Here is a 23,989-nt window from a genome sequence, read left to right on the forward strand (position 1 = left end):
GATGTGTCACTCATGTTAGAAGTAAATATTCTTGACAAGAAATGGTGCAGCATTATAGAAAATCCTAAAAATTTTGTATTAGGTGTCATCAATGCTTCTCTAAAAGAATTAAAAATAGACCACTATAAACCAAATATATCAATAGCTCTGGCTGATGATGACTTGCTACATCAACTTAATTTAAAATTTAGAGAAATGGATAAGCCAACTAACGTACTATCATTTCCGTATGAACAATTGTCTAATGAGTGCGATTTAGGAGACATAGCAATTTCAATAGACACAATAAAAAGAGAATCGCATGAGTATTATATACCCATTCTTGCTCACATTGCACACATGTTAGTGCATGGATTACTGCATTTACTTGGTTATGATCACCAAAAAAAAGATGAAGAAATTATAATGAAAAATCTAGAAAGAGAGATTTTAGCTTCGCTTGGCTACAATATGTGTGCGATTTAAAAGGAATTTAATAAAAATATAGTAGATGATAATAAAATATGTTATCTACAAAGGGTTTTAGCTATAAACAATAAAAGGTAAGTGATATGGTTCAGTTTTCTTTGCCAAAGAATTCTAAAATTAATCAAAAGGGCAAAATTTATCCTATTCCTGCTAGAGCAAAAAACATCAGAAGATTTCAAATTTACCGTTGGTCTGCTGATGACGAGAAAAACCCTAGAATAGACACATTTTTTATTGATATGGATAGTTGTGGCCCTATGGTACTTGATGCATTAATAAAAATAAAGGATGAAATAGATTCGACTTTAACTTTCAGACGTTCTTGTAGAGAAGGCATATGTGGATCTTGTGCCATGAATATTGACGGAACCAATACTCTTGCATGTACTAGATCTATACATGATATAAAAGGTGACGTAAAAATATATCCATTACCTCACATGTATGTAATAAAGGACCTAGTCTCGGATTTGAGCCAATTTTATGAGCAATACAAATCAATTAAACCTTGGTTACAAGCAGATAAGCCTGCCCTACCAAATAAAGAATACTCTCAATCTTCTGAAGATAGAAAAAAATTAGATGGCTTGTCCGACTGTATATTATGTGCTTGCTGTTCGACTGGTTGCCCAAGCTACTGGTGGAATAGTGATAAATTTTTAGGACCAGCAATACTATTACAAGCTTACAGATGGATTGCTGACAGCCGTGATAATAAGACAGGTGAAAGACTTGATGTTTTAAACGACCCATTCAAGTTGTATCGTTGTCATACAATAATGAATTGCACAAAAACTTGTCCTAAAGGACTTAATCCAGCAAGAGCAATAGCGAAAGTAAAACAGCTCATGGTAGAGAGAGAAGGAGTTTAAGTATTATCTTTTGCATTCTTCGTAAGAGAACAGCAAACCTTCCGAAGCGTAGGGTATTGTTAATACCCTGAACGCTTTTCCGTTTGTGAAGTGCATCGTATCATCGTACGATTCAAATAATTTTTTGAACAACTCATGTCTTTGGTTACTAATAGTTTGAAAATCCTCTTTTTCTAAAAGCTTTTTAGATTCGAAGAGGTAAAGCATAACTTCGTGATAAGTTGGGTAAGATGCCAAAAATTTTGGGTCAAATTGAAAGGTTTTTATAAAAGCATTATTATAAAATTTTAGCTTTTGATTCTTACTATATATTACTATAGCAACCGGTAACCTCTCAAGCAAGTTTTTCTGTGTAGCTAAATAACTGTTTAATTCAGTATATAATTTCTCTGCATCACTAACATCTTTCCCATACATTACTATGCTACCAGAAACTTGTATTGGAATTTTAACAAAATCGAAAACCTTAGGTTCGTTCTTATAAGTTATGACATGTCTTCCTGGTTTTGTGCTATGAGCGCTACCGGTAATAGCAAATTTCTTAGAACCATCTACATATTTATCATAAAACAAGTTATAAAATTCCACCTTTCTACTCTTGTTATATCTTAGTATTGGAAATGGTAAAGAGTTGAAAACGTTTTTATAGCTCTCCACTTCCTGTGTAAGCTTACTATTTTCTAACTCAAGTCCGTTAGCCTTTATCTTACAGTCTGAGACATTCCTTATCCATAACAGCACACCTATCACATTGTTAGAATCATCTATTATGCTTCTACCGTAACATATGCAATAAACCTCACTGTCTTTTGACTTTAAATCTAGAGTAAAAGATTTATTTATTTCCTTTGCCTCAACAAAATTTTTGATTAAGCTTTCTGATTGCTCAAAAAAATTCACAAACTCATTAAATGAGTAAAAAACAGTATTAAGCAAAATTAGTAAATTGGGAGAGAACTTTTCTATACGTTTTTTTGCATCCCAAATATAAAACCCATCATTCACAGTATCAATTAAATTATTTATGATAACATTTTGATGCTGTAAGTTCTTAATCTTATTACTAATTTTTAATTTAGAATAAGAGAGAAAGAATAATATTAGAATCAATATTAAAACCACTTCATACAAAAAAAACATAGCACTTTTAAAACAAATGTAAAAATTTGTAACCGCTCAGAATTATGCTGAAGAGGTATATAAGTAAAGATTGCCTAACATTTGAAAGCCCAATCTCTTATAAAGGTTCACAGAAGATTTCATACAATGTGCTACTATATATTTGCATTCAAGCTGTTTAGCTATCTTTATTCTTTCTAAAACCATTTGGGTACCTATTCCACGATTCCTGTAAATTGGTAAAACTCCATCACTATAAAAACCAGCTACGCTATCTTGAACATAAAGACCGCATGTCCCAATAATTTCATTATTTAGTGTTACAAGAAAAAATCTTAATCTTGAGTTCTTATCATCATAATTTGATAATCCGCGAAAAAATGTGCTGACAATTCCAACGCCATGATAAAAAATTTTAGAAGTGTGTAGATCTAACTGTTCTAAGAGGTTGCTACCATTCACAGCATTTAACCTCAAGTTTGGAATAACATCAGCAGGTAAAAAGTAATTTTTCATATTAAGTAAAGCTTTTTTTTGTGTGCTAACGTGTTTTATTTCACACTTTTCTAAAATATCTCTTATTTTCATATGTGAATTTATTACCCATGTTGCTTCTATATCTCTTGTTCTGAGATAATCTAGAGTTTTTTGTATAGAAAGCTCGGTACATTGATCTCCACAGAACACAAAATTAAATAATGACTCCCTGGTACCATTTATTGTAAATATGATGTTATCAAATTCATCGTGTACTTCCCACTCAGATAAATTCGCTGTGTACAGTATATAATCCTTTAGATTTTGAACAATTAAGCTTGAATAATAAATTTTTTTATCCTGCATACACCAACAATAAACAATAAAAGGCTCCTATAAGAACACAGGCTAAAATTGCAGCTATAACGTCATCTAGCATAATACCTAAAGGACCTTTGGTATTTTTATCGATTAAATTTATAGGCCACGTTTTTATTATATCAAAAAACCTAAAAGAAAAAAAGCACAACAACAATGAAGAACAATTCATCTCTTGGCTTAACAATATCGAAACTAAAAGTATCGTCAGCAATTGACCAACCACTTCGTCAATTACTACCTCTTTTGGATCACATGAAGTCTTGTAATGTTTTATATAATTACCTGTAGACCATAATCCAATTAAGAATAAAAAAGAAATAATTGCTGCACCTAAAATTTTGTTGCTCAGGATTACAGGAACAAGCGGAAAAGAAGCCAAACTACCCACAGTACCTGGCATTTTTTTTACTGTTCCAGACAGCCACCACGTTGACATTAATTTATATAAAAATTTCACAATATATCCAAATACAAAATTAACTTATAAGCACAGAAAGAGTATCCTCTATAGAGGCGCTTTCATACAATAATCTATAGACCGCTTCACATATAGGCATTTTTATCTTTAGCTTTCCTGCTAAATTAAATATGGACTCAGCAGTGCTAAAACCTTCAATCACTGACTTGCCTTCTGACAAAATCTGCTGAACATTAAAGCCATTGTCACTATTACCTATTTTAAACCCAAAAGATAAGTTTCTTGAATTCAAGGATGTGCATGTCATAATTAGGTCACCCAGACATGCTGGCCCAAGTAGTGTATTTATATCCACACTACCGTCACCAATTTTTGCTGAGTATAAAGCCTTAATTTCGCTCATACTTTTCGTAATCAATGCTGCATGAGCATTAAACCCAAGTTTACTACCTAGAACAATCCCACACGCTATAGCAAAAACGTTCTTTAACGCTGCACAAATCTGTACTCCTATAATGTCGTTACTAAACTCCAATTTAACATTTTCTTGTTGCAGCTCTGATACTAGCTTTGAACCTAATGTGTTATTTTGGCATGCAAGAACCATTGAATAGGGTAATTTTCTTGCAACTTCTACAGCAAAGCTAGGACCTGAAAAAATAGCAATAGGATTGTTAGGTAAAATTTCATTTACTATTTCACTAGGTAATTTTAATGTAGACTTTTCTATTCCCTTACAAGCTAAAATTATTGCTACATCTTTTTTCAGATTACAATTATGCAATTGCTGACATACCTTCCTCAGAGACTGAGTGGGAACAGCGAGGATTGTTACTGAAGCATTAATTATGTCTTCAATAGCCAATTTTACTGACACATTATCAGAAATTCGACAACCGGGTAGCTTGTCACTTTCTCTTTTCCCGTTGATTGATTCAAATGTAGTTTCATTGTGAGTCCACAAAATCACATCTTTCTTACTACCTAATGAAATTGCGATTGCTGTACCCCATGCACCAGCACCTAAAATTGATATTGCCACACAATATTCCTGAAAATATTACTTATACTTTAAAATAGTAGGATAAGTAAATTAAAAATATAACACAGACATATAGAATAGTTAAATATTTATTAACCGAAGTATTCTTTTAATAATAGTAACTTTAATTCAATATTTACTAAAAATATTATTACTATCATGGTATGTCTATTATATTTTAGATCTATTTATATAACTTTGGAACAATATATTTACTATTAATTAATAAGTGTAATTTTGATCATTTGTTAATAAAAATTTGATTTATTACTTTCCTTAGTTATATATATTACTAAAATTATAAATTATTTATGGGGTGTAAAATATGCGTATATTATTAATTGAAGATGATCAAGTAAGTGCAAAGACTGTAGTTAACGCCTTAACTTCTGATGGACACTTCTGTGACGTTGTTACTTCTGCACAAGATTATAACAATAATATGGTTTCCTCAAACGGAGATTACTATGACCTAGTTATTTTAGATATACACTTACCTGGTGATATTGACGGATATGATATATTGTTAAGACTAAGAAGTGCAAAAATCAAAGTTCCTGTCTTAATACTTTCATGCATATCCGCTGTCAATCACAAAGCTAAAGGACTCGGGTATGGTGCCGATGATTACTTAACCAAGCCATTTCATAAAAGCGAGTTATTAGCTCGAATTAAGGCCATAGTGCGTCGTACTAAAGGCCATCCTGAATCGGTGATAAAGATTGGTAATATAAATATCAATTTTGATCACAGGGTTGTTGAGGTGAAAGGTAAAACGGTTCACCTTACTAATAAAGAGTATTCTATGATAGAATTGCTAGCACTGCGTAAAGGAACAGTACTAACAAAAGAAATGTTCTTAAATCATCTTTACAATGGCTTGGATGAACCTTCAGATAACAAGATAGTTGATGTTTTTATGTGCAAATTACGTAAGAAACTTGAAAGTGCAAATGATGGAAAAAGCCACATAGAAACCGTTTGGGGCAGAGGGTATGTTCTGAAAGAGTATATTGATGATGATGAATATTCTAATGTTAATGTAGGCGAAAGTAGTGATGGCTATCAAGCAGAACAAGTGAAGGACAACGCATGAAATGCCTACACATTTAAATATAGCATGGCTTATATCGCACGTATCATGTGAACGCCTAGGTGAAATATAAGCCGAGTTCTGTTTATGTAGCTATTTATCTGGAGTAAATGTTACCATTTACCGCATGCGATTTACCCGAGTAGATATGAGGAAAACATAAAATCTACTTCTATTTAATCTTGCTCCTAGTGTTGGTTACTCGACTACCAATGTTGCCATTGCCATGGTGTGCTCTTACCACACCTTTTCACCCTTACCTAAAAATATTTTAGGCGGTAATTTTCTGTAGCCCTATAACTGGAGTTACCTCCGGCGGGCATTACCCGTCACTATTTTTCCTTGGAGCCCGGACTTTCCTCTGCTATGTTTATCACACAACAGCAGCTACTTATTTCACCTAGGAATTATACTTTAACATGAAAATCACAAAAGCAAAAGACAATTTCCTAACAGTCTACATATTAAAAACATTTAGACAAATAGCTAAAGGTGATATTCCGGCACATCATCACTATCCCAAGATAAGCTTTTTTCACTTTTAGACTCCGCTTCAGTTAGTCAAGAGCCTGGTCCACCGCTTGAAGACGATGAGCTACTTCTTGATCGACTACTACTTTCTACTGATATACTATTTAGCACTGTTTCAGATTGATATATAGTTCGCATTCTGTTACCAGTGGTAAAAATTTCTTCATCGCTACTTGAAGATGATCGCCTTCTATAACCCAAATCAGTTAGTTCTAATACAGGAGCAGCATTACGACCCTTAACATATCTATATGCTATGAATCCTATAATTCCAACAATACCTATTGCTCCAACCAAAGATCCCCCTATCATTCCTGCCTTATTAGACCCTATAGCAAGTTGAGTAGGTTGTGGTGAAGAAGTAGACTGAGGAAGTAAAGTCGTGGTGAATATAGGAGTTGTTGACTCTTTTGTTCTAGTACTTGGTATACTAAATACTGTTTGTGTAGTTTTCTCTGAGCTTGTTGTTGGCGCAGTTGGTTCCACTGTTACTGTGCTTGTTTGAGTCGTTGACTCTGTTGAAGGTTTATTCGTTGTAGAAGTAGGTGCAACGGCTTCTGTTGTTGGCTTCACTGTTACTGTACTTGTTTGAGTCGTTGACTCTGTTGAAGGTTTACTCATCGTAGAAGTCGACGCACCAGTCGCTGCTGTAGATTTTACAGTACTTATTTCAGTTTCCGAAGGCACATTAGTTGACGTTGCAGTAATCGTGGTTGCTTGTGAAGTAGCAGTTGTTTTTGTTGCTGTTGTTGGCTCCACTGTTACTGTACTTGTTTGAGTCGTTGACTCTGTTGAAGGTTTATTCATTGTAGAAGTAGGTGCAACGGCTTCCGTTGTCAATTTAGTAGTCTTCACAGCGTCGGTTTCTGCTGTGCTAGTAATTGCAGCAGTCGGCGTCTTCTTAGAAGTCACAACCGTTTCTGCAACAGTTATAGGAGCCACGGTACTACTAGAAATAATATCTGGCGTTAATCGACCGTTAATGATATTAACAAAATCACTGAGAGTTTTGATGCTATTTGCCGGTATTATTGTTGCTTCAGAAGATTTTCCAGAGCCGTTTTGATTAAAAGTTACAATATTTTCTCCACTTACCGCAGTTACGATAAAACCACCCTGACCGTTGCCTTTAATATATAATTGCTCTATAGGATCTGTAAATTGATAGATAGGAAAATCTGACACTGATCCATTTTTAAGTAGAGTTGCTATATGTAACCTCTGCTCATTAGCTGATTGGTCATTTTCAAGAAAAGCAACTAGATCATTTCCTTCCGTTTGTTCAACATACTGCAAAAAGCTTATTTCATGTTCTCTAGAAAGAGATAGTGCTTTATTATCTATTTGACCTTTTCGATTACCAAGTAAAAAGCCATTAACTCTATCCTTCAGACCCTGAATCACTTTAGCCATATCAAATTTAAAAATACGTGTTTTTCTCACCTCTTGATTTTCCTTAGTAATCCTTTTGCTCACTTGCGAATAAAGCATCGTGTTTCCATTTAATGCCAATTGCCCCTGATTATCAAAATTGAACAATTTTCTTTCTGTAACACCTTTTTCTCCAGTCAATACCTTAAATTTTCCGCTCTCGCTTGACTTTAAGTACCAAGAAACTAAAGTTTGATCCTTTAAGTTATGGGCGATTACAATTACGTCACCATTACCAACTTTCACTGCTCTTGGTTGAAAGTAACTATTGCCCACATTTGCAAGACTATTATTATCAATATTCTTTTGTAATTTTCTTTTATCTAAATGTTCAACTGAAGGAGTATTAACTGATTGTTTAATTCCGTAAGTGTTAAAAGATAAGCCTTTAACGCATTTTTCTCCTTCTTCGCTAATTCCTTCTTCAGGAAAGATAACTCCAACTTTATCTATTTCAGCTGAATCTTCTATTAATGTGAGAGATAATTGATCTTTGAATTCATTTGCTACGCTGATATTTGTACCACATTCGTATGTTTTTGATTGATATAATGGACTAATAAGTAATTTTACTTTACTGCTCCCATTACCATTATCTTGATAGCTGAGTCCGTAAGCAACTCCATTCCCCTCAATTAATTCTACGTTTGTTGGATTAAAACCTATCGCTTCTTTAATTTCCGGTGTATTTGAGTTGATCCCGAGCAATCTTCTTAATATAGACATAATTTTATTTAAAATATTAATAAAATGCTATTATGATTACTCCTGTGTGTTAATGTCAATGAAAATTTTAACTAAAATTAAAAAATTAATATAATATTTTATACTAAAAGGTAAATATAAGCTTGAAGAGGGCTAAGAAGCTTTATGCTATTTCTCAAAAAACCAACAATTGCAATCATTGGTTCTACAGGTATAATCTGTTAAAGTTCACACGAGTCTCATGAATGATAGAAAAAGAAGAGCAGTTTAGTTTTACATCAGAAAACCTCAAGAAAGCGGGAAAGTTTATAGAGATGTATCCCAAAGGTAGAGAAGGTAGTGCTGTTATGCCTTTACTATATCTGGTTCAAGAGCAATGCGGATGGGTTTCTGAATCTGCTATGCGTTATGTTGCTGATATGCTGCATATTCCACATATTCGTGTATATGAAGTGGCAAATTTTTACACCATGTATAATTTAAAACCAGTAGGCAAATATCTAATACAAATTTGTAGAACAACTCCTTGCTGGTTGTGCAATAGTGAAGAAGTTTTAAATACCTTTAAAAAAAAACTTGGAATCAATATCGGTGAGACTACTAAAGATAATTTGTTCACTTTAAAAGAAGTTGAATGCCTAGGTGCATGCGTTAATGCTCCCGTTGTGCAGATCAATAATGACTTCTATGAAAATCTTACTCCTGAGAAAGTAGAAAACATCATAACAGAACTTTCAGGCAAATAGATGAAAGAAGAATTTTCATTCAAGAGAATCAAGCAATCAGGTTCTGCAAGAGTTGGAACAATTAAAACTCCAAATGGAAGCGTAGAAACCCCCGCTTTTATATTCTGCGCAACAAAAGCTGCAATTAAAGCTGCAGATATTGAAAGAATAAGTGAAGCTGGTACCCAAATCATACTTTCCAACACCTATCACCTAATGCTTCAACCAGGAGAGAATACTGTTGCAAAACTTGGTGGTTTGCGCAAGATGATAGGATGGAATGGGCCAATGCTAACTGACTCAGGTGGATATCAGATATTTAGCTTAGGCCACGGATCAGTTTCGGAAGAGATAAAAGGAATAAGAAAAAAACAAAAAACTTTGATCAAAATTAATGAGGATGGGGCAATTTTCCGTTCTTACATTAATGGTAAAATTTATTGCTTAACTCCTGAAAAATCTGTACAAATTCAACAGAAATTAGGTGCAGATTTAATCCTAGTTTTAGATGAATGCACTCCATTTCACGTAAGCAAAGAATACACAGCAAAATCAATGCTCATGAGCCACAGATGGGCTGAACGTTCTTTAAATGAATTTGAAAAAAACAATAATGGCAAGCAGGCACTGTATGGAATTAGTCAAGGCGGAGTGTATCAAGATTTACGTAGAGAAAGTTGTGATTTTATCAACGATTTGCCATTTTTTGGTCAAGCAATAGGTGGATCACTTGGTCAAAGTAAAGAGCAGATGCATGATGTAGTTTCTTTCACTATGGACCACCTGAAAAAAGACAGGCCTACTCATTTGCTTGGTATTGGTGGAATTGTGGACATCTTTCGCGGAGTAGAGCTTGGAATTGACACGTTTGATTGCGTGCATCCAACCCGCTTAGCAAGGCATGGTGGCGCACTTGTTAAAGTAAAAAACAGAAATTCTATTTCTTCAAAGTGCAAAGAGCATATTAATTTGCGGAATCAACGATTTGAGCTGGACAACAACCCAATTGAAAGTGACTGTTTATGTTTTACCTGCAGAAAACATTCAAGAGCTTATATACACCATTTACTGAAAGCTAAAGAGCTCCTGGCTTACACGCTCGTTACCATTCATAATATTTTCTTTATGAATAAGTTAATGGCATCAATAAGGCAGGCTATATTAGATGATAGGCTAGATCGGGAGAAAAATAATTGGATTAGTGAGACACCACTACACTGTGAATTATACACCTAGTTCATATTTTTCTACGCTTATTTTATATTCCCTAAAACAGAAAAAGCCTTCCTCTTCCTACTCTTTCTTCCTTGGCTAATCCATAGTTAGCGTTTTTTGCACATGTGCGTTGCATTTGTTAATCTTCTTTAAAAACTTGACAATACATGACAACACTGGTATGTTAAAAATATAGTTTTTGTGAGATATTTATGGCTAACAATAAAGAAAAACATCAAATAGCGTTTTGCGTTTCAGCCGTTACATTCTTAGCTGGGTTATCATTAATCGCAACTGCAATTGCAGTGGGTACCGTACCTGCTATAGCTGCTTGTCTAGTGATAGGAGGAATTTTGACTGTCTTGTCTGGTGTGCAAGCAGTAGAAAGCTATTTATTTTTACGAAACAGCGAGAAAACTTTGAATAAACTGATAAGTAATATACGCGATGAACCAGAAAGCAAACTTTTTATAGAAAGGATTTTGCAACCGTTCATTGAATTTTTTAGTGAGCTTAAGCAACATAATTAAAGTACACTAAGCTTTAAGCATAGAAACCACTTTATCGTAACTTGGCAATGATTCAATTTCTCCAATTGCAGCTAGAGTGGTTTTTTCATGCTGAGATAACAATTCTTCTGCTGCTTTTTTTACGTTAGCAGTGGTAATTGCACTAATTTTTTCTATTAATTCATTTTTACTGATGTACCTATTATAGTTACCGTAGTAGTGTCCCAATGTTTCAGCACGTGAGCTAACACTTTCGCGTGACATTAAAATTTGGGATTTTACTCGCTCTTTCACTCTATTTACTTCTTCTTCCTTCAGATCATCTGTAGACAACTTCTTCAACTCTGTCGTTATAGATTTTAAAAGCTTATCTAAGTTACTACTGTCTGTACCAGCAAAAATGGAAAATATTCCTGTATTAGTATAGCTGGAATTAAATGAATAAACAGAGTAAGCTAATCCCTGCTTTTCCCTTACTTCCTGAAATAAACGTGATGACATTCCGCTCCCTAATATAGAATCAAGCACTTGAAACGTGTGATATTTATCGTCATGGCGAGAAACACTAGGTAGACCAATTAGCAAGTGTACCTGATCTAATTTACGATGTTCTAAATACTCACCACCAGTACAGCTCGCATTTTGGCTTTTTTTCAGCTTTTTAGAATGAATCTTTGAGAGAAAATCTTTGGTTAATGCAACAACTTCTTCATGTTCAACATTTCCTGCAACGGCAAATAGCATATTCTCACCAAAGTAATGCTCATTTATGTAATTATCTAGATCTCCTCGAGTAAAAGATTTTACAGTATTTTGCGTGCCTAAGATTGACCTACCAAATGGTTGGTCTTTATAAGCTGCCTCAAAATATTTGTCGAAAATAATGTCACTTGGTGAATCATTAGTTTGAAAAATCTCTTGTATTACAACACCCTTCTCACGTTCCAATTCATCTTCTGGAAACGTGGAATTCATCAATATATCTATTAATATATCAATACCAGTTTTTATGTCTTTCTTGAGGACTTTTGCATAATAGGTGGTGCTTTCCCTACCGGTGCTAGCGTTGAAAACTCCACCTATGTCATCAAAAGCTTTTGCAATTTCAAAGGCAGTTCTTGTCTTCGTCCCTTTGAAAGCCATGTGTTCTAAAAAATGGGATATTCCATTTTGCTTTGCACTTTCTGCTCTACTGCCAACACCAACTCGTATGCTTAAAGCTACGGAATCAATATCACGCACCTGCTCAGTTATTATGCGCAGACCATTATCTAATTTTGTTACCCGGGGTATATTCATCTCATATATTCTTCTAAGTTCTCTTCTGCAAAATCCCAATTAATCAAATGATCAAGGAAAACTTTTATGTAGTCAATTCTACGGTTTTGACAATCTAAATAATAGGCGTGCTCCCACACATCCATAGTGAGTAGTGGCACTTGGCCATAAATTATTGGCAAATCTGCATTTGGAGTCTTGGTGATTTTGAGCTTTCCTAACCTACCTTTTTCGAGCACTAACCATACCCATCCACTGCCAAACTGGCTTACTCCATGACTCGAAAATTCTTCATAAAATTTATCAAAGCCACCGATATCGTCTTGAATTTTTTTTGCTAGAAGACTACCATCTTTAGGCTTACCACCACCATTTTTTTTCATTGAATTCCAATAAAAAGTATGGTTCCAAACTTGTGCTGCATTATTAAATATAGGCAAGTTGCCGCTATTACCATGCACTTTTGTTATTAATTCCTCAATTGTTACATGTTGATAATCCGTATTTTCAACTAGCTCATTGAGTTTATTTAAATATCCTTTATGGTGCTTATCATAATGAAAATTTAAGGTTTTTGCAGATATATAAGGCTCCAAAGCTGTTTTATCGTATGGTAATTCAGGTAAAGTAAAACTCATAAAAACCTCTTTATTTCTAACCTACTTGGATGGTAGGGCAATATATGCTTTTGTGCAACATATAATTAATAGCTAAAACATTTAGATATCTATTGCATTATTCTAAATTATACTACAATAACGATTATCATATAAGCCATAGAAATGGATTAAATACAAAAGTTACTTAACACCCTTCGCCAACCCCCTTATCATGAAACTGAAGCTATTGTATTTGCTTTCGCCAATCTGCAGATTAAAAGGTAAGGATTACTTAATGTATCGGCGTCTTATGTTCAATTTTTTACAGTATATAGATACTGTATGTCTTTACAAAACTTCATCTACATCTAGGTTTTTATCTAAATAAGCTGAACGCGCTTATAAAGCGTTACAAGACATCAAAAAATGCCAATACTCGACAGAGATAGTAAAAGACTAGCTAACTCGGGGATTCTTTGTCTTTTTTTCTGCTTAGTAAATTTCTTAAACATTTGCAGCGTAAGTTAGTTGCAATTAAAAGCGGCTGAATCTCGCTTGTCAAGCGTTTAAAACATAAAAAACGCCAATATTTTAAAGCGGATAATAACCACGGGGCTTCTTTTGCCTTTTTTTCATTTGGTAAATTTCTTAATATTTATGGCTAAACGACAATCGTCATCCCGCTGCTTGTTAGCGGGATCTATGCTTTGAGATACCGCGAATGAATCGCGGTATGACGGTGTAGATGATGGTTAAGTATCCCGCTGCTTGTTAGCGGCTAAGAGATACCGCGAATGAATCGCGGTATGACGGTGTAATGATGGTTAAGTAATTCGTCATTCCGCTACGTGTTAGCGGGATCTAGAGATACCGTGACGGTATGACAAGGGAGAACAGTTGTATTCCTGCACAATTTATTCTCATGACAAAAACGTCTTAACTTTCTCTCTACTTTTTCTGGGTAAGGTCAATTTTGTGAAAAAATGGATTGAATTATAGGTAGATTTGGCTATTATTTGTAATACATGGGTATTGGATAAAATGTTTGAATTTAGTTCTGTGCTGCTAGCTCGAATTCAGTTTGCCTTCACAATAGGCTTTCACATTATATTTCCTGCTTTCACGATCGGGCTTGCAAGTTTTCTAGCCTTTTTGGAATGGTGTTGGCTTAAGACTGGTGATACACGTTTCCGTGATGTTTATAAATTCTGGATCAAGATTTTTGCCGTTGCTTTTGGCATGGGAGTGGTATCTGGAGTTGTAATGTCATATCAACTTGGTACCAATTGGTCGATTTTTTCTGACCGCATAGCCAATGTTCTCGGCCCTCTATTTTCCTTTGAGGTTTTAACAGCCTTTTTTCTGGAGGCATCTTTTTTGAGTATTATGCTATTTGGATGGAATAGAGTAAGTTCTCGTATGCACTTTGCTTCTACTTGTATTGTTGCAGTGGGAACGCTTATTTCAGCTTTTTGGATTATTGCGGCCAACAGTTGGATGCAAACACCCGCTGGATTCACGATTGGTGAGAATGGTCTCCTATATCCAACCATGTGGTTAGAGATTATTTTTAATCCTTCTTTCCCTTATCGCTTTATTCATATGGTAACAGCAGCCTATCTTACAACAGCTTTTGTGGTTGGTGGTGTAGGAGCATTTTATCTTTGGAGAAAACGACATGCTCCTCAAGCAAGAATTATGCTTGGTATGGCAACCATTATGGTAGCTTTAGCTGCACCATTTCAGCTGTTCATGGGAGATAGGCATGGATTAAATACACTAAGAGGTTGTCCGGAAACAAGTAAAAGGCTATAATATCTGAAATTTTAGTACGGGGTAAAGATGAGAAAAAAGTATCCAACAGATCTAAGCGAAAGGGAATGGGCAAGAATAGAAAAACACTTCAGAGTATCATACAAGAAAGGAGGAAGGCTGCCAAAGTATAGCAAAAAAGAAATATTAGAAGCAATTTTCTATGTATTGCGTACAGGGTGTCAATGGCGGTATTTACCAAATGATTTTCCGCTATGGAAGACTGTGTATGAGCAGTTCAGGCAATGGAAGAAGCAGGGAATTTTTGAGAAAATGAATTATGAAATTACAAAATATAGTAGAAGAAAAATAGGAAAGAATGAGCAGCCGAGTGCCTGTATAGTAGATAGTCAATCTGTAAAGACTACAGAAAAGGGGGGATCAAAGCTATGATGGAAGTAAAAAGTAAAGGGTAGAAAAAGGCATATAATTACAGACACTCAGGGTTTTATACTAGGTTGTTACGTAGGCGCTGCTAACGAAAATGATAGAGATGGTATTAAAATAGCATTAAACAATATGAGAACAAAATATACTAAAGTTAAAAAAAATGTGGGCTGACATGGGATACCAAGGAAGAAATTTAAAGAATCACATAAAGGAAGAATATGACATAGATATTGAAATTGTTAAAAGGCCTCCATGTAGATTTTGGGTGCACAAAGATACGCCACCTGAGCTACTACCAACAAGAGAACAAGGGTTTAAAGTACAGCCAAGAAGATGGGTTGTAGAAAGGACTTTTGCTTGGGTTAATAGGAATAGAAGGCTATCGAAGGAGTATGATTTACTCACAACATCCACTGAGAATTTCATATACCTAGCTATGAGTAGGGTTATGTTAAAGAGGGAATATGCTTGAATTTACTAGTTTCCGAACAACCTCTAAAGCATCAACCTGCTAAGATTGCTGCAATGGAAGGTATATGGGAAACCGAAAAAGGGGCTGGCTTACTTTTATTTGCTTATCCGGATCAGCAAAATGAAATTAATCACTACGAGATAAAAATTCCTAATCTTGCCAGCTTGATCTTAACACATGATTTTTTAGGAGAAGTAAAAGGATTAAAGGAATGGAAAAAAGAAGATAGACCACCTGTAGTATGGGTATTCTGGTCCTTCCGTATAATGGTTGGAGTTGGAATTTTAATGATCATAATTGGGTCAGTAAGTGTTATACAGTATCTTCGTGGCAAATTATTCCAAAGTTGTTTCTTACATGGATGGTGGATATCAATGATGCCGTCTGGGTTCATAGCGTTACTTGCAGGTTGGTTTACTACTGAAATTGGCCGTCAACCTTACACTGTATATGGAATTATGCGCACAATTGAATCATTTTCATCTGCGATTACCGGTCCTCAGGTTGCATGGTCTTTGATTGCATTTATCGTTATGTATACCCTTATATTTGGAGCAGGTAGTTACTATATTCTGAAACTTATATACAAAGGAATTCCTGTCATTAAAGAAGAAGAGCAATTTTATAAACACGGTATTGGAGCTTCAGTGATTGATGCTGGTACATCTGGAAAGGACAACAATCATGTTTGATTTTTCTTCCTTAATTAATTTACCCCTAATCTGGGGATTACTAATTGCCATAGCTGTTTTACTGTATATTTTAATGGATGGGTTTGATTTAGGTATTGGTATTTTACTTCCTTTTGCACCGTCAGATAAATGCCGTGATCACATGATAAGCTCAATTGCACCATTTTGGGATGGAAACGAAACATGGTTGGTATTGGGTGGTGGAGGGTTGTTTGCTGCTTTTCCTCTTGCATATTCAATATTAATGCCTGCTTTTTATATTCCAATCATTATTATGCTGCTTGGCCTTATAGTGCGCGGAGTATCCTTTGAGTTTCGTTTTAAGGCAGAAGGAAAATACAGGCGATTATGGGATTATGCCTTTCATTTTGGGTCACTTGGTGCTGCATTTTGCCAAGGCATGATTTTAGGTGCATTTATACATGGTGTAGAAGTAAACGGACGCAACTTTTCTGGTGGCCAATTTGATTGGGCAAGTGCTTTTAGTGTAATGACAGGCATTGCTGTGATATTTGGATATGCACTTTTAGGTTCTACATGGCTCATAATGAAGACAGAAAATATAACACAAGAATGGGCACGCAAGGTTGCTTCTTATACGCTTGGTTTTGTAGGTATTTTCATGGGACTAGTGAGTGTAGTGACACCATTTTTAAATGAACGTATTAAAAACTTTTGGTTTAGCATGCCAAATTTTTATTATTTATTTTCTATTCCATTACTCACATCTTGGCTATTTTTCATGCTGTGGTTTGATCTTCAGAATACTAAACGGGAGTACCGTCCATTCTTTCTCAGTATTGCTATTTTTTTTATGGGATATTTAGGTTTAGGAATTAGTATCTACCCATGGATTATACCTTTTCAATATACCATTCTGGATGCAGCTGCTTCTGGGCCAAGTTTATCTTTAATGCTCATTGTTATAATACCGCTTTTACCAATCATTTTAACTTACACTGGTTATTGCTATTATGTCTTTCGTGGAAAATCAAATTATGAACACACATATTAAGGAGTTAGTGACCTTATGGTTAAAACGTTACCCTTAAATCAAGCAGTTGTTCAGGCAATGGCGTCAACTCAAGAGCCTTCATTAGCAAACCCTCTTATGGATTTTCTGAAAAGTTTTTGAGTATATTGTATTTTTAATTTGTAGAATAAGTTTTTTTCCTTTTTGCATGCTAACCAAAAAGGGTTCTGTCATCCTTCTTGTCATATAAGTAGCTTGACGCGGGCATTCAGTTTTCTTTATAATTTTCTTTGTGAAAGAACAAAGATGCTTATTTGTAACCATAGCTGGCTTACCAAATGCTGGGAAGTCTACATTAATTAACAGCATCATAGGCAAGAAAATTGCAATTGTCACCCCTAAAGTGCAAACAACAAGGACGCAAATAAGGGGTGTTGCAACATGCAACAACACACAAATTGTCTTTACTGACTCCCCAGGAATTTTCTCAGCAGAAACAAAACTTGAAAAAGCTTTAGTCAAATCTGCATGGTCGGCAGTTAAGGATAGTGACATCACTTTGTTGCTTGTTGATGTAAGCAATTATTTGAAAAATATAGAAAGAATTAAGACTATATTTATGCGGCTGCAGCGCACAAAAGGCAGATGCATTTTGGTTATCAATAAAACTGATTTGGTAAAAAGGCCTGAATTAAAGATGGCGCATGAGCATCTGAATTTGCTTTATAAATTTGAAAAGGTTTTTATGATATCAGCATTAAAGAATGATGGACTTTCTGATTTGATGAATTACTTGTCTGAAGTTGCATCGGTGAGCCCCTGGTTTTATGAAGAAGATCAAATAACCGATTCCTCGACAAATTTTTTATCAGCAGAAATTACGAGAGAAAAATTATTCTTGAACTTGCGTGAAGAATTGCCATACTCTACAGCTGTTATAACTGAACAATTTGAGGAAAAAAAAGATAAGAGTTTAGTCATCAAACAGATCATATTTGTGTTGAAAGATAGTCATAAAAAAATAGTACTAGGAAAAGATGGCAGTAATATTAAAAAAATTAATATCGAAGCGCGTGCTGAACTAGAAAAATTATTTGAGTGCAAGGTACACCTCTTTTTATTTGTGAAAGTGCGACCTTGGATCGACCGTCCGGAGGAGTATATAGGCAATGCTTAATTCTTTATTGGTATTTGATATTGAAACTATACCAGATGTAAATTCCTGCAAAAATTTACTCAATATTAGTGATGATAGTAGTGTAGAAGAGAAGAGGGATGCATTAACAAAATATCATCTTGAAATAACAAACGGGCAAAACTCTTTTCTGCGTCAGCCTTTTCACCTTGTTGTAGTTATTAGTTTTTTACTTTGCAATATAAGCTACCAGAGTGGTTATGAGGTGTTCACACTGCAAGAAATAAGATCTGGAGGCACACTAAATTCCAGTGAAAAGGAGCTAGTGAAAGGATTTTTTAACTACATATCAGAGAAAAAGCCAAGATTAGTTTCGTTCAACGGACGCACTTTTGATATACCAGTGCTGAAGTATCGTGCTATGGTCCATGGCATTCAAGCAGAATATTTTCATAAAGCTGGCGATAAGTGGAATAGTTACAATCAGAGATATAGCAGTGATTGGCATTGTGATTTGCTTGAATCCCTCTCTGATTTTGGAGCTTCTGCGAGAGTAAAAATGAACGAAGTTTGTGCAGCATTTAATCTTCCTGGTAAGGTTGGAGTTGATGGGTCACAAGTTATGGACTTATACGATAGCGGCAAGATACAAGAGATTCGAGATTATTGTGAAACAGATGTAATTAACACTTATTTGATTTACTTAAGGTTCATGCATCATCAGGGAAGGATTACTACTGAAAGCTACAACAAAAGTGTGGAAGAGCTACTTTTAGAGTGCGAAAAAAAAGAATACCTAAAGAAATTTAAAGAAGAATGGCAAATAACTTGTGGTGGAAATTTTACTTCCATAGAATAAATAGTCGAGTTATAATGCACTAACAAGCGAACCTCTCTACTAAATTTTGGTTAATATACACGTTGAGCATATTAAGAAAGTTGCTTTTAAGGTATTGCATTTTACTTTTATTTTTGTTATAAGGTTGCTTTAAGTTGAATTTTCAACATTTTTATACTATTTACATTTAAGATATGATTTCGAAATTTTTTGGGGGCACTTCATGAAAAAGTCTATGTATACTAGAACTGCTCTAGTTTCTTTATTAACTTTATGTTCTTTCAGCAGTTTTGCAGCTGACTTTCCTGATGAGAGTATGAAGGAAATAAAAAAGCAAGAGAGCACAAAAACTTCTGGAAAAGTGGAAGTTATGAAAACATCAAATAAAAAACTGAAAGAAAAGATGGACAGAATATGTAATGCTGATCCAAGAAAAAAAGCTGAAGAGCTTAAGAAAAAAGAGGAGCTAAGATTAGCAGCCGAGCAGAAGAAAAAAGAGGAGATCAGGCTAGCAAATGAGAAAAAAGCAAAGCTTATAGAGGATTCAAAAGCGAAAGCTCTAAACGCTAAGAATTCTAATATAGAAAAAGGTAAAGTTTCAAAAACTAAGCGTTCTAAAACTAAGAATGCTAAAGTTGAAGCTAAAGATGTAAAGAAGGATATAAAAGTTGTTAACAAAAATACAGAGGAAAAAGGTAAGGCAAGTCCTGTTGTTTCAGTTGGTGGAGTTGATATTATCGATACCAATCAAGGGCAAAGTAATTTAAGAATAACTTTTGGTGGTGTTGTTGATGCTCAAGGTTATGGCAAAGCTGGACCAAGTGGCGCAGATTATAAACGTTATAACGTTATGCCAAACAGATCTACAGAGTATTATAATGCCACTTCAGATATAACAAGAGGAGCAAATCCAATATTCTATAAAGGAATAGGAAATATTGGTGATTACAGCAACGATATGGGTATGATTGCTGATGCAATATTGCACCTCAGAGCAGAAAATAAGAATGAAGATTTAGGTCTTCTTTATGGTGCTGACGTGCAGTTTCATGTTCCAGTGACCGAAGGTAAGGGAGCTTCACAGGGTGTTTATGCTGCAAAAGGCAGAAGTGCGCATGTGTTTGTTAACTCAAAATATGGTGACGTGAAGCTTGGTTACCAATTTGGTCCTGAGGCTCTGATGAGGCTTGATGCAACAAGAATTGCGACTGTTGACGGAGCTGCAGATAGTGACTGGTTCAGAAAAGTGAACTTAGAAGGAAGCGCTGCTAGCTTTCCATTTTATGTAACACCACGTCTTTACACTGAAAGTTTTTCGAGTGAAAGTGAAAAATTCTCTTTCCGCATGGCAGGGAAATATAACAAAGGCGTTATGACTACACTGCCATTTAGAGTTGCTTACTACTCACCAAATTATATGGGCGCAAGATTTGGTATCAGCTACTCACCTCGTTATGATAGTGGTTTGTTTACTGTAAAAGAAACAGTTTCAGAAGATAAAGGCGATAAGATAGAACATAAGGAAACGATAAAGCATGTCGGCCCAGACTATGAGCACATAGTAAGTGCTGGTGCATCATATGAATATGACTTTGATAAACATAACATAAAAGTTAAAACTTCTGCAGTTGGTGAATATGGCTTTCCAAAGCAACCAAGTAAAGATAAGCATCTTTATAAGGAATTTGTGGAGTATAATGACCTGATGGGTGTTAATTTTGGTGTAAGCGCTGATTATAAGATTAATGAAGATCAAGGCGTAAAGTTTGCTGCCTCTTTTGCATACTTGGGCAAATCTGGTCAACCGAAGGGTATTAAAAAATTAATTGGTAATACCTACACGGAAATTGATAGTAAAGATGATACTGATGGCAAAAGAGTGGAAGGGCTGAAAGCTCAATTTGGTAAAGATAGTATAGATACCATGTATTGGACTGTAGGAGCTGGGTATCAACATGAGAATATCTACACAAGTTTGACGTATTTTGGCAGCAGAATGAATGACAAAGATATGCTTCATGATGGTGCACTTGGCGTTCAATATGATCTGTCTCCTGCATGCAGTAAGAGCAAATTTGTTCCTTACGCAGCTCTCCATTATTTTATGACTAACGAAACAGGTAAGCTGAAAGATGAGTCTGATGCTGATGTACCTTCTAACCAAGGAATTCTCCTTCTTACTGGTGTGAAGTTTTCTTTCTAACCAGCCAGTACACACCACAGTTAACTGTGGTGTATTCTTGTCTGTTAGTGTTTATTTGTCGATCAAATAAACATATGGTGTCCTCTCTCCTGTCATCCCAGTGCGTGACACACAACTGTACGAACATTGTGATTTGAGGACACTCCACCAAGAAGGATGTCATCCCAGTGCCCAGACACTGGGATCCAGCTTTCCATGCAACTTCATCAAAAGCGTTTGTTCAGCATAAGATCAGCCACTTTTTATGCTCACCAAATCAGTTTGCTTACTTACAAGCAAAATTTCCTGGATTCCAGTGTCAAGCACTGGAATGACACCCTATGGTCACCGGAATGACGCTTTATGGCTACTTAGATGATGAGAAAAGAACACACTGCCCTTATTCTACTGGCCGTATAGCTACTTTCAAATTTAATCAATTAAGCAGGAGGCCCCTATGCAAACCACACTAAAAAATCATTTAGCTGGAGAATTACTTACCACCGCTACGTGCTGGAAATTAAAGCTCGCAGGTGGAGAAGTAATGGGATTCACTGACTATGATGAAGATTTAAATATTGATAATATACTCTATAAATCTTCAAGTGGATTTACAGCCAGTAGTATAATATTAAACAGCGATTTGAAAACTGATAATCTAGAAATTGAAGGGATATTAAATAGTGCTGATATTAAAGAAGAAGATGTTTTATCAGGAAAGTACGACTTTGCAAACATTGAAATATTTCTTGTGAATTATAAAGACTTGACCCAGGGAACAATGAATCTACATTCAGGAATTTTTGGTAAAGTGACATTAAGTAGTGGAAGATTTATTGTTGAAATTAGAGGGCTTTCAGCAAAGCTTGAGAGAAGCATAGCAGAATTATACTCTCCTGCATGCAGAGCACAATTTTGCGATGATAAATGTAAAGCCGATACTAAAAAATTTAGTAAAATAAGTACAATCACTAAAGTAATAGACGAAAGAAGATTTGAAGACACGAATTTAACTGAGAGTGATGAATATTATAAGCACGGAGTAGTAAAATTCTTTGGCTCAATAGCGTTTGAAGGTGTAGTAAAAGAATATAAAAATAAAGTAGTTACGTTGTTTACTTCGCCTCCATACCAAATTTTTGCTGGAGATAAATATTCAATACTCGCAGGTTGCGATAAAACATTTCCAACTTGCAGAAGCAAGTTTAACAATACTGTGAATTTTCGTGGTGAACCCTATATACCAGGTTTTTATATTGTTTAGCAGTACAATTTTCAATATTATGAATAAGCATGGAAAGGTGGCTGAGTGGTCTAAAGCACACGCTTGGAAAGCGTGCACATATGAAAATATGTCGGGGGTTCGAATCCCCCTTTTTCCGTATGTTACTTCTAGAATAGTATAAAACCCCCGGTCGCGCACACAACTGTACGAACATTGTAATATGGTACAATGTTACAACTATGCGGTGGTAATTTACGATAAATTCATGTAGCCATTTCAAATTTAGCCATACCAATGTCAGTAAATTGATTAAGCAAATAACACTTGAGTAGCAGTTCCTTCCCACGATTAATTTCAGATTTGTTCCGAAAATTAAACCCGAATGTTTGTTTCAGTCGCGAGAAAAAACTTTCTACATAAGATCTTTTTCCGTAGTTTGTTTGCCTTTTCCACCTCTTCATTCCATCTTCGCTGTATGACTTTATTAGTCTAATTGCAGCATTTCTCTCTGCCATACTTTGGATGCTCTGCTGCATTGTTTTTTTGGAGGAATTTTTGTCTTTATGCCGCATTCATCACACAATTTATAGAGTTTATGTCTGTCATATGCTCTGTCTGCATATAGTGCTTTTATGGCATGCTGAAAATTAACTCCTTTAAGTAAATCGCAAGCTCCATAGTGATCAGACCGTTACTGTATTTTGCAGCTATGGCTTTTTTGCTGTTTATATTCAACATTACATGCAATTTTCTTGTCTGTTCATAACCACGATATTTTCTGTCAGCGCTATTTTCCTTGCTGTGTGTTGTTATAAATGCTGATGCTTGTGCTATCTATGGCAATTTCGATATCTTCCATATTATTTTTATCAATTCTGCAATCATTGATCTTAATATTAAGTTTTTTTTGAAGCTTGCGAATAGCTGATAACTGCTAAATCTCTTCCTATTTGTTGCAAATATCCTTTTATAAACCCGACTGTTTGTCTTAAGCCAATTCTAAAAAGATTAACGATTATATGCACTAAAATCACAACTTTATCACTATAAATATAGTTGCCGCCCTGCATTTTTGGACTATTTTCATACCAATTTTCGATAGCTTTATCGATGTAACGAAAAATATTTCCTCTTTTTTCTAGAAATTTGTTATATTCATGGCAGTTACTAACTCTCATTTTTTGTGGCATATTTTTCCTTAAGCGGTTAAATGGCTATTTTATAATGAATTTTGTCAGTAGCCACCAGATTTTTTCAGTTGCGATGCAACAGAGCCATCCCAGTGTCAAGCACTGGGATGACAGGAAAAGAGGCTATTTGGATGACATCTTTCTTCTTGGTATAAATTACTTTTATATCTCAATGTTCGTACAGCTATGCACGTTGCCGCATAGTGGATGAGGTGTA

General features: G+C 35.1%; 19 protein-coding genes, 1 tRNA gene, 1 other RNA gene and 3 pseudogenes. 15 read left to right on the forward strand and 9 right to left on the reverse strand.

Features of this window, described 5'->3' with window-relative positions; genetic code table 11:
* The first annotated feature begins 12 nt into the window (after window positions 1-12).
* A complete protein-coding gene (ybeY, locus tag J4T77_RS03820) occupies window positions 13-465 on the forward strand; it encodes an rRNA maturation RNase YbeY (RefSeq protein ID WP_010082473.1) in 453 nt (150 codons plus the stop codon).
* Window positions 466-551: 86 nt separating this feature from the next.
* Entirely contained in the window at window positions 552-1,340 is a 789-nt protein-coding gene (locus J4T77_RS03825; protein WP_010082472.1) for a succinate dehydrogenase iron-sulfur subunit, read from the forward strand.
* Window positions 1,341-1,343: 3 nt separating this feature from the next.
* Here the strand turns inward: J4T77_RS03825 and J4T77_RS03830 are convergent, their stop codons facing one another.
* The 4 genes from J4T77_RS03830 to J4T77_RS03845 are packed head-to-tail and all read right to left on the reverse strand — an operon-like array spanning window position 1,344 to window position 4,777.
* On the reverse strand, window positions 1,344-2,480 hold the full coding sequence (locus tag J4T77_RS03830) for a transcriptional regulator (RefSeq protein WP_070356889.1): 1,137 nt from the start codon (window positions 2,478-2,480) through the stop codon (window positions 1,344-1,346).
* A gap of 42 nt (window positions 2,481-2,522) precedes the next feature.
* Window positions 2,523-3,302 carry a GNAT family N-acetyltransferase gene (locus J4T77_RS03835; protein ID WP_010082453.1) on the reverse strand — a complete coding sequence of 260 codons (780 nt, stop codon included), beginning with the start codon at window positions 3,300-3,302 and terminating at the stop codon, window positions 2,523-2,525.
* Window positions 3,292-3,774: a phosphatidylglycerophosphatase A family protein gene (locus tag J4T77_RS03840; protein ID WP_190321329.1), complete on the reverse strand. Its 483-nt coding sequence runs from the start codon at window positions 3,772-3,774 to the stop codon at window positions 3,292-3,294. Before J4T77_RS03840 ends, J4T77_RS03835 begins: the two co-directional genes overlap by 11 nt.
* Before the next feature lie 19 nt (window positions 3,775-3,793).
* Complete coding sequence (locus J4T77_RS03845; protein ID WP_010962796.1) at window positions 3,794-4,777, reverse strand: NAD(P)H-dependent glycerol-3-phosphate dehydrogenase; 984 nt, start codon at window positions 4,775-4,777, stop codon at window positions 3,794-3,796.
* A 325-nt stretch (window positions 4,778-5,102) separates the two neighbouring features.
* On the opposite strand from J4T77_RS03845, the gene J4T77_RS03850 reads away from it, so the two are divergent.
* A complete protein-coding gene (locus J4T77_RS03850) occupies window positions 5,103-5,873 on the forward strand; it encodes a response regulator transcription factor (RefSeq protein WP_010962797.1) in 771 nt (256 codons plus the stop codon).
* Window positions 5,874-5,924: 51 nt separating this feature from the next.
* Here the strand turns inward: J4T77_RS03850 and rnpB are convergent.
* Together rnpB and J4T77_RS03860 are read right to left on the reverse strand one after the other, a co-directional pair.
* An RNA gene (gene rnpB / locus J4T77_RS03855) (RNase P RNA component class A) lies at window positions 5,925-6,274 on the reverse strand.
* Window positions 6,275-6,431: 157 nt separating this feature from the next.
* Window positions 6,432-8,558 (reverse strand): hypothetical protein, encoded by a 2,127-nt coding sequence (locus tag J4T77_RS03860; RefSeq protein WP_190321330.1) that lies wholly within the window; start codon window positions 8,556-8,558, stop codon window positions 6,432-6,434.
* A gap of 224 nt (window positions 8,559-8,782) precedes the next feature.
* Here J4T77_RS03860 and nuoE point away from each other — a divergent pair, with 224 nt between their 5' ends.
* The 3 genes from nuoE to J4T77_RS03875 all read left to right on the forward strand — a co-directional run bounded on the left by nuoE (window position 8,783) and on the right by J4T77_RS03875 (window position 11,007).
* Entirely contained in the window at window positions 8,783-9,283 is a 501-nt protein-coding gene (nuoE, locus tag J4T77_RS03865) for an NADH-quinone oxidoreductase subunit NuoE (RefSeq protein ID WP_010962799.1), read from the forward strand.
* Entirely contained in the window at window positions 9,284-10,498 is a 1,215-nt protein-coding gene (gene tgt / locus J4T77_RS03870) for a tRNA guanosine(34) transglycosylase Tgt (RefSeq protein WP_010082445.1), read from the forward strand.
* Between the two features lie 191 nt (window positions 10,499-10,689).
* Entirely contained in the window at window positions 10,690-11,007 is a 318-nt protein-coding gene (locus J4T77_RS03875; RefSeq protein ID WP_190321331.1) for a WD_0736 family protein, read from the forward strand.
* 6 nt (window positions 11,008-11,013) lie between these two features.
* On the opposite strand, the gene J4T77_RS03880 is transcribed toward J4T77_RS03875, so the two are convergent.
* The gene (locus J4T77_RS03880; RefSeq protein ID WP_190321332.1) at window positions 11,014-12,285 is read right to left on the reverse strand and encodes a M16 family metallopeptidase; all 1,272 of its coding nucleotides are present in this window, start codon (window positions 12,283-12,285) and stop codon (window positions 11,014-11,016) included.
* Window positions 12,282-12,902: a superoxide dismutase gene (locus J4T77_RS03885; protein WP_190321333.1), complete on the reverse strand. Its 621-nt coding sequence runs from the start codon at window positions 12,900-12,902 to the stop codon at window positions 12,282-12,284. The genes J4T77_RS03880 and J4T77_RS03885 overlap by 4 nt, the downstream gene beginning before the upstream one ends.
* Before the next feature lie 1,002 nt (window positions 12,903-13,904).
* Here J4T77_RS03885 and J4T77_RS03890 point away from each other — a divergent pair.
* The 9 genes and pseudogenes from J4T77_RS03890 to J4T77_RS03930 all read left to right on the forward strand — a co-directional run.
* Window positions 13,905-14,657, forward strand: a pseudogene (locus tag J4T77_RS03890) (cytochrome ubiquinol oxidase subunit I); the annotation flags it as partial.
* A gap of 48 nt (window positions 14,658-14,705) precedes the next feature.
* Window positions 14,706-15,537 (forward strand): annotated as a pseudogene (locus tag J4T77_RS03895) (IS5-like element ISWpi1 family transposase).
* Window positions 15,534-16,229, forward strand: coding sequence for a cytochrome ubiquinol oxidase subunit I (locus J4T77_RS03900; protein ID WP_233640974.1), 696 nt, complete (start codon window positions 15,534-15,536; stop codon window positions 16,227-16,229). Before J4T77_RS03895 ends, J4T77_RS03900 begins: the two are co-directional and overlap by 4 nt.
* The gene (gene cydB / locus J4T77_RS03905; RefSeq protein ID WP_010962802.1) at window positions 16,222-17,244 is read left to right on the forward strand and encodes a cytochrome d ubiquinol oxidase subunit II; all 1,023 of its coding nucleotides are present in this window, start codon (window positions 16,222-16,224) and stop codon (window positions 17,242-17,244) included. Before J4T77_RS03900 ends, cydB begins: the two co-directional genes overlap by 8 nt.
* A 250-nt stretch (window positions 17,245-17,494) precedes the next feature.
* The gene (era, locus tag J4T77_RS03910; RefSeq protein WP_190321334.1) at window positions 17,495-18,379 is read left to right on the forward strand and encodes a GTPase Era; all 885 of its coding nucleotides are present in this window, start codon (window positions 17,495-17,497) and stop codon (window positions 18,377-18,379) included.
* Window positions 18,372-19,196 (forward strand): 3'-5' exonuclease, encoded by an 825-nt coding sequence (locus J4T77_RS03915; protein ID WP_190321335.1) that lies wholly within the window; start codon window positions 18,372-18,374, stop codon window positions 19,194-19,196. The genes era and J4T77_RS03915 overlap by 8 nt, the downstream gene beginning before the upstream one ends.
* A gap of 202 nt (window positions 19,197-19,398) precedes the next feature.
* Window positions 19,399-21,378 carry a WD0745 family porin gene (locus J4T77_RS03920; RefSeq protein WP_233640975.1) on the forward strand — a complete coding sequence of 660 codons (1,980 nt, stop codon included), beginning with the start codon at window positions 19,399-19,401 and terminating at the stop codon, window positions 21,376-21,378.
* A 436-nt stretch (window positions 21,379-21,814) separates the two neighbouring features.
* Complete coding sequence (locus J4T77_RS03925; RefSeq protein WP_010962809.1) at window positions 21,815-22,621, forward strand: DUF2163 domain-containing protein; 807 nt, start codon at window positions 21,815-21,817, stop codon at window positions 22,619-22,621.
* 31 nt (window positions 22,622-22,652) lie between these two features.
* Window positions 22,653-22,739: transfer RNA gene (locus J4T77_RS03930), tRNA-Ser, on the forward strand.
* A gap of 106 nt (window positions 22,740-22,845) precedes the next feature.
* Here the strand turns inward: J4T77_RS03930 and J4T77_RS07570 are convergent.
* A pseudogene (locus J4T77_RS07570) lies at window positions 22,846-23,772 on the reverse strand (IS5 family transposase).
* Between the last annotated feature and the right edge of the window lie 217 nt (window positions 23,773-23,989).

Source organism: Wolbachia endosymbiont of Drosophila innubila, from assembly GCF_021378375.1.
Lineage (GTDB): Bacteria > Pseudomonadota > Alphaproteobacteria > Rickettsiales > Anaplasmataceae > Wolbachia > Wolbachia pipientis.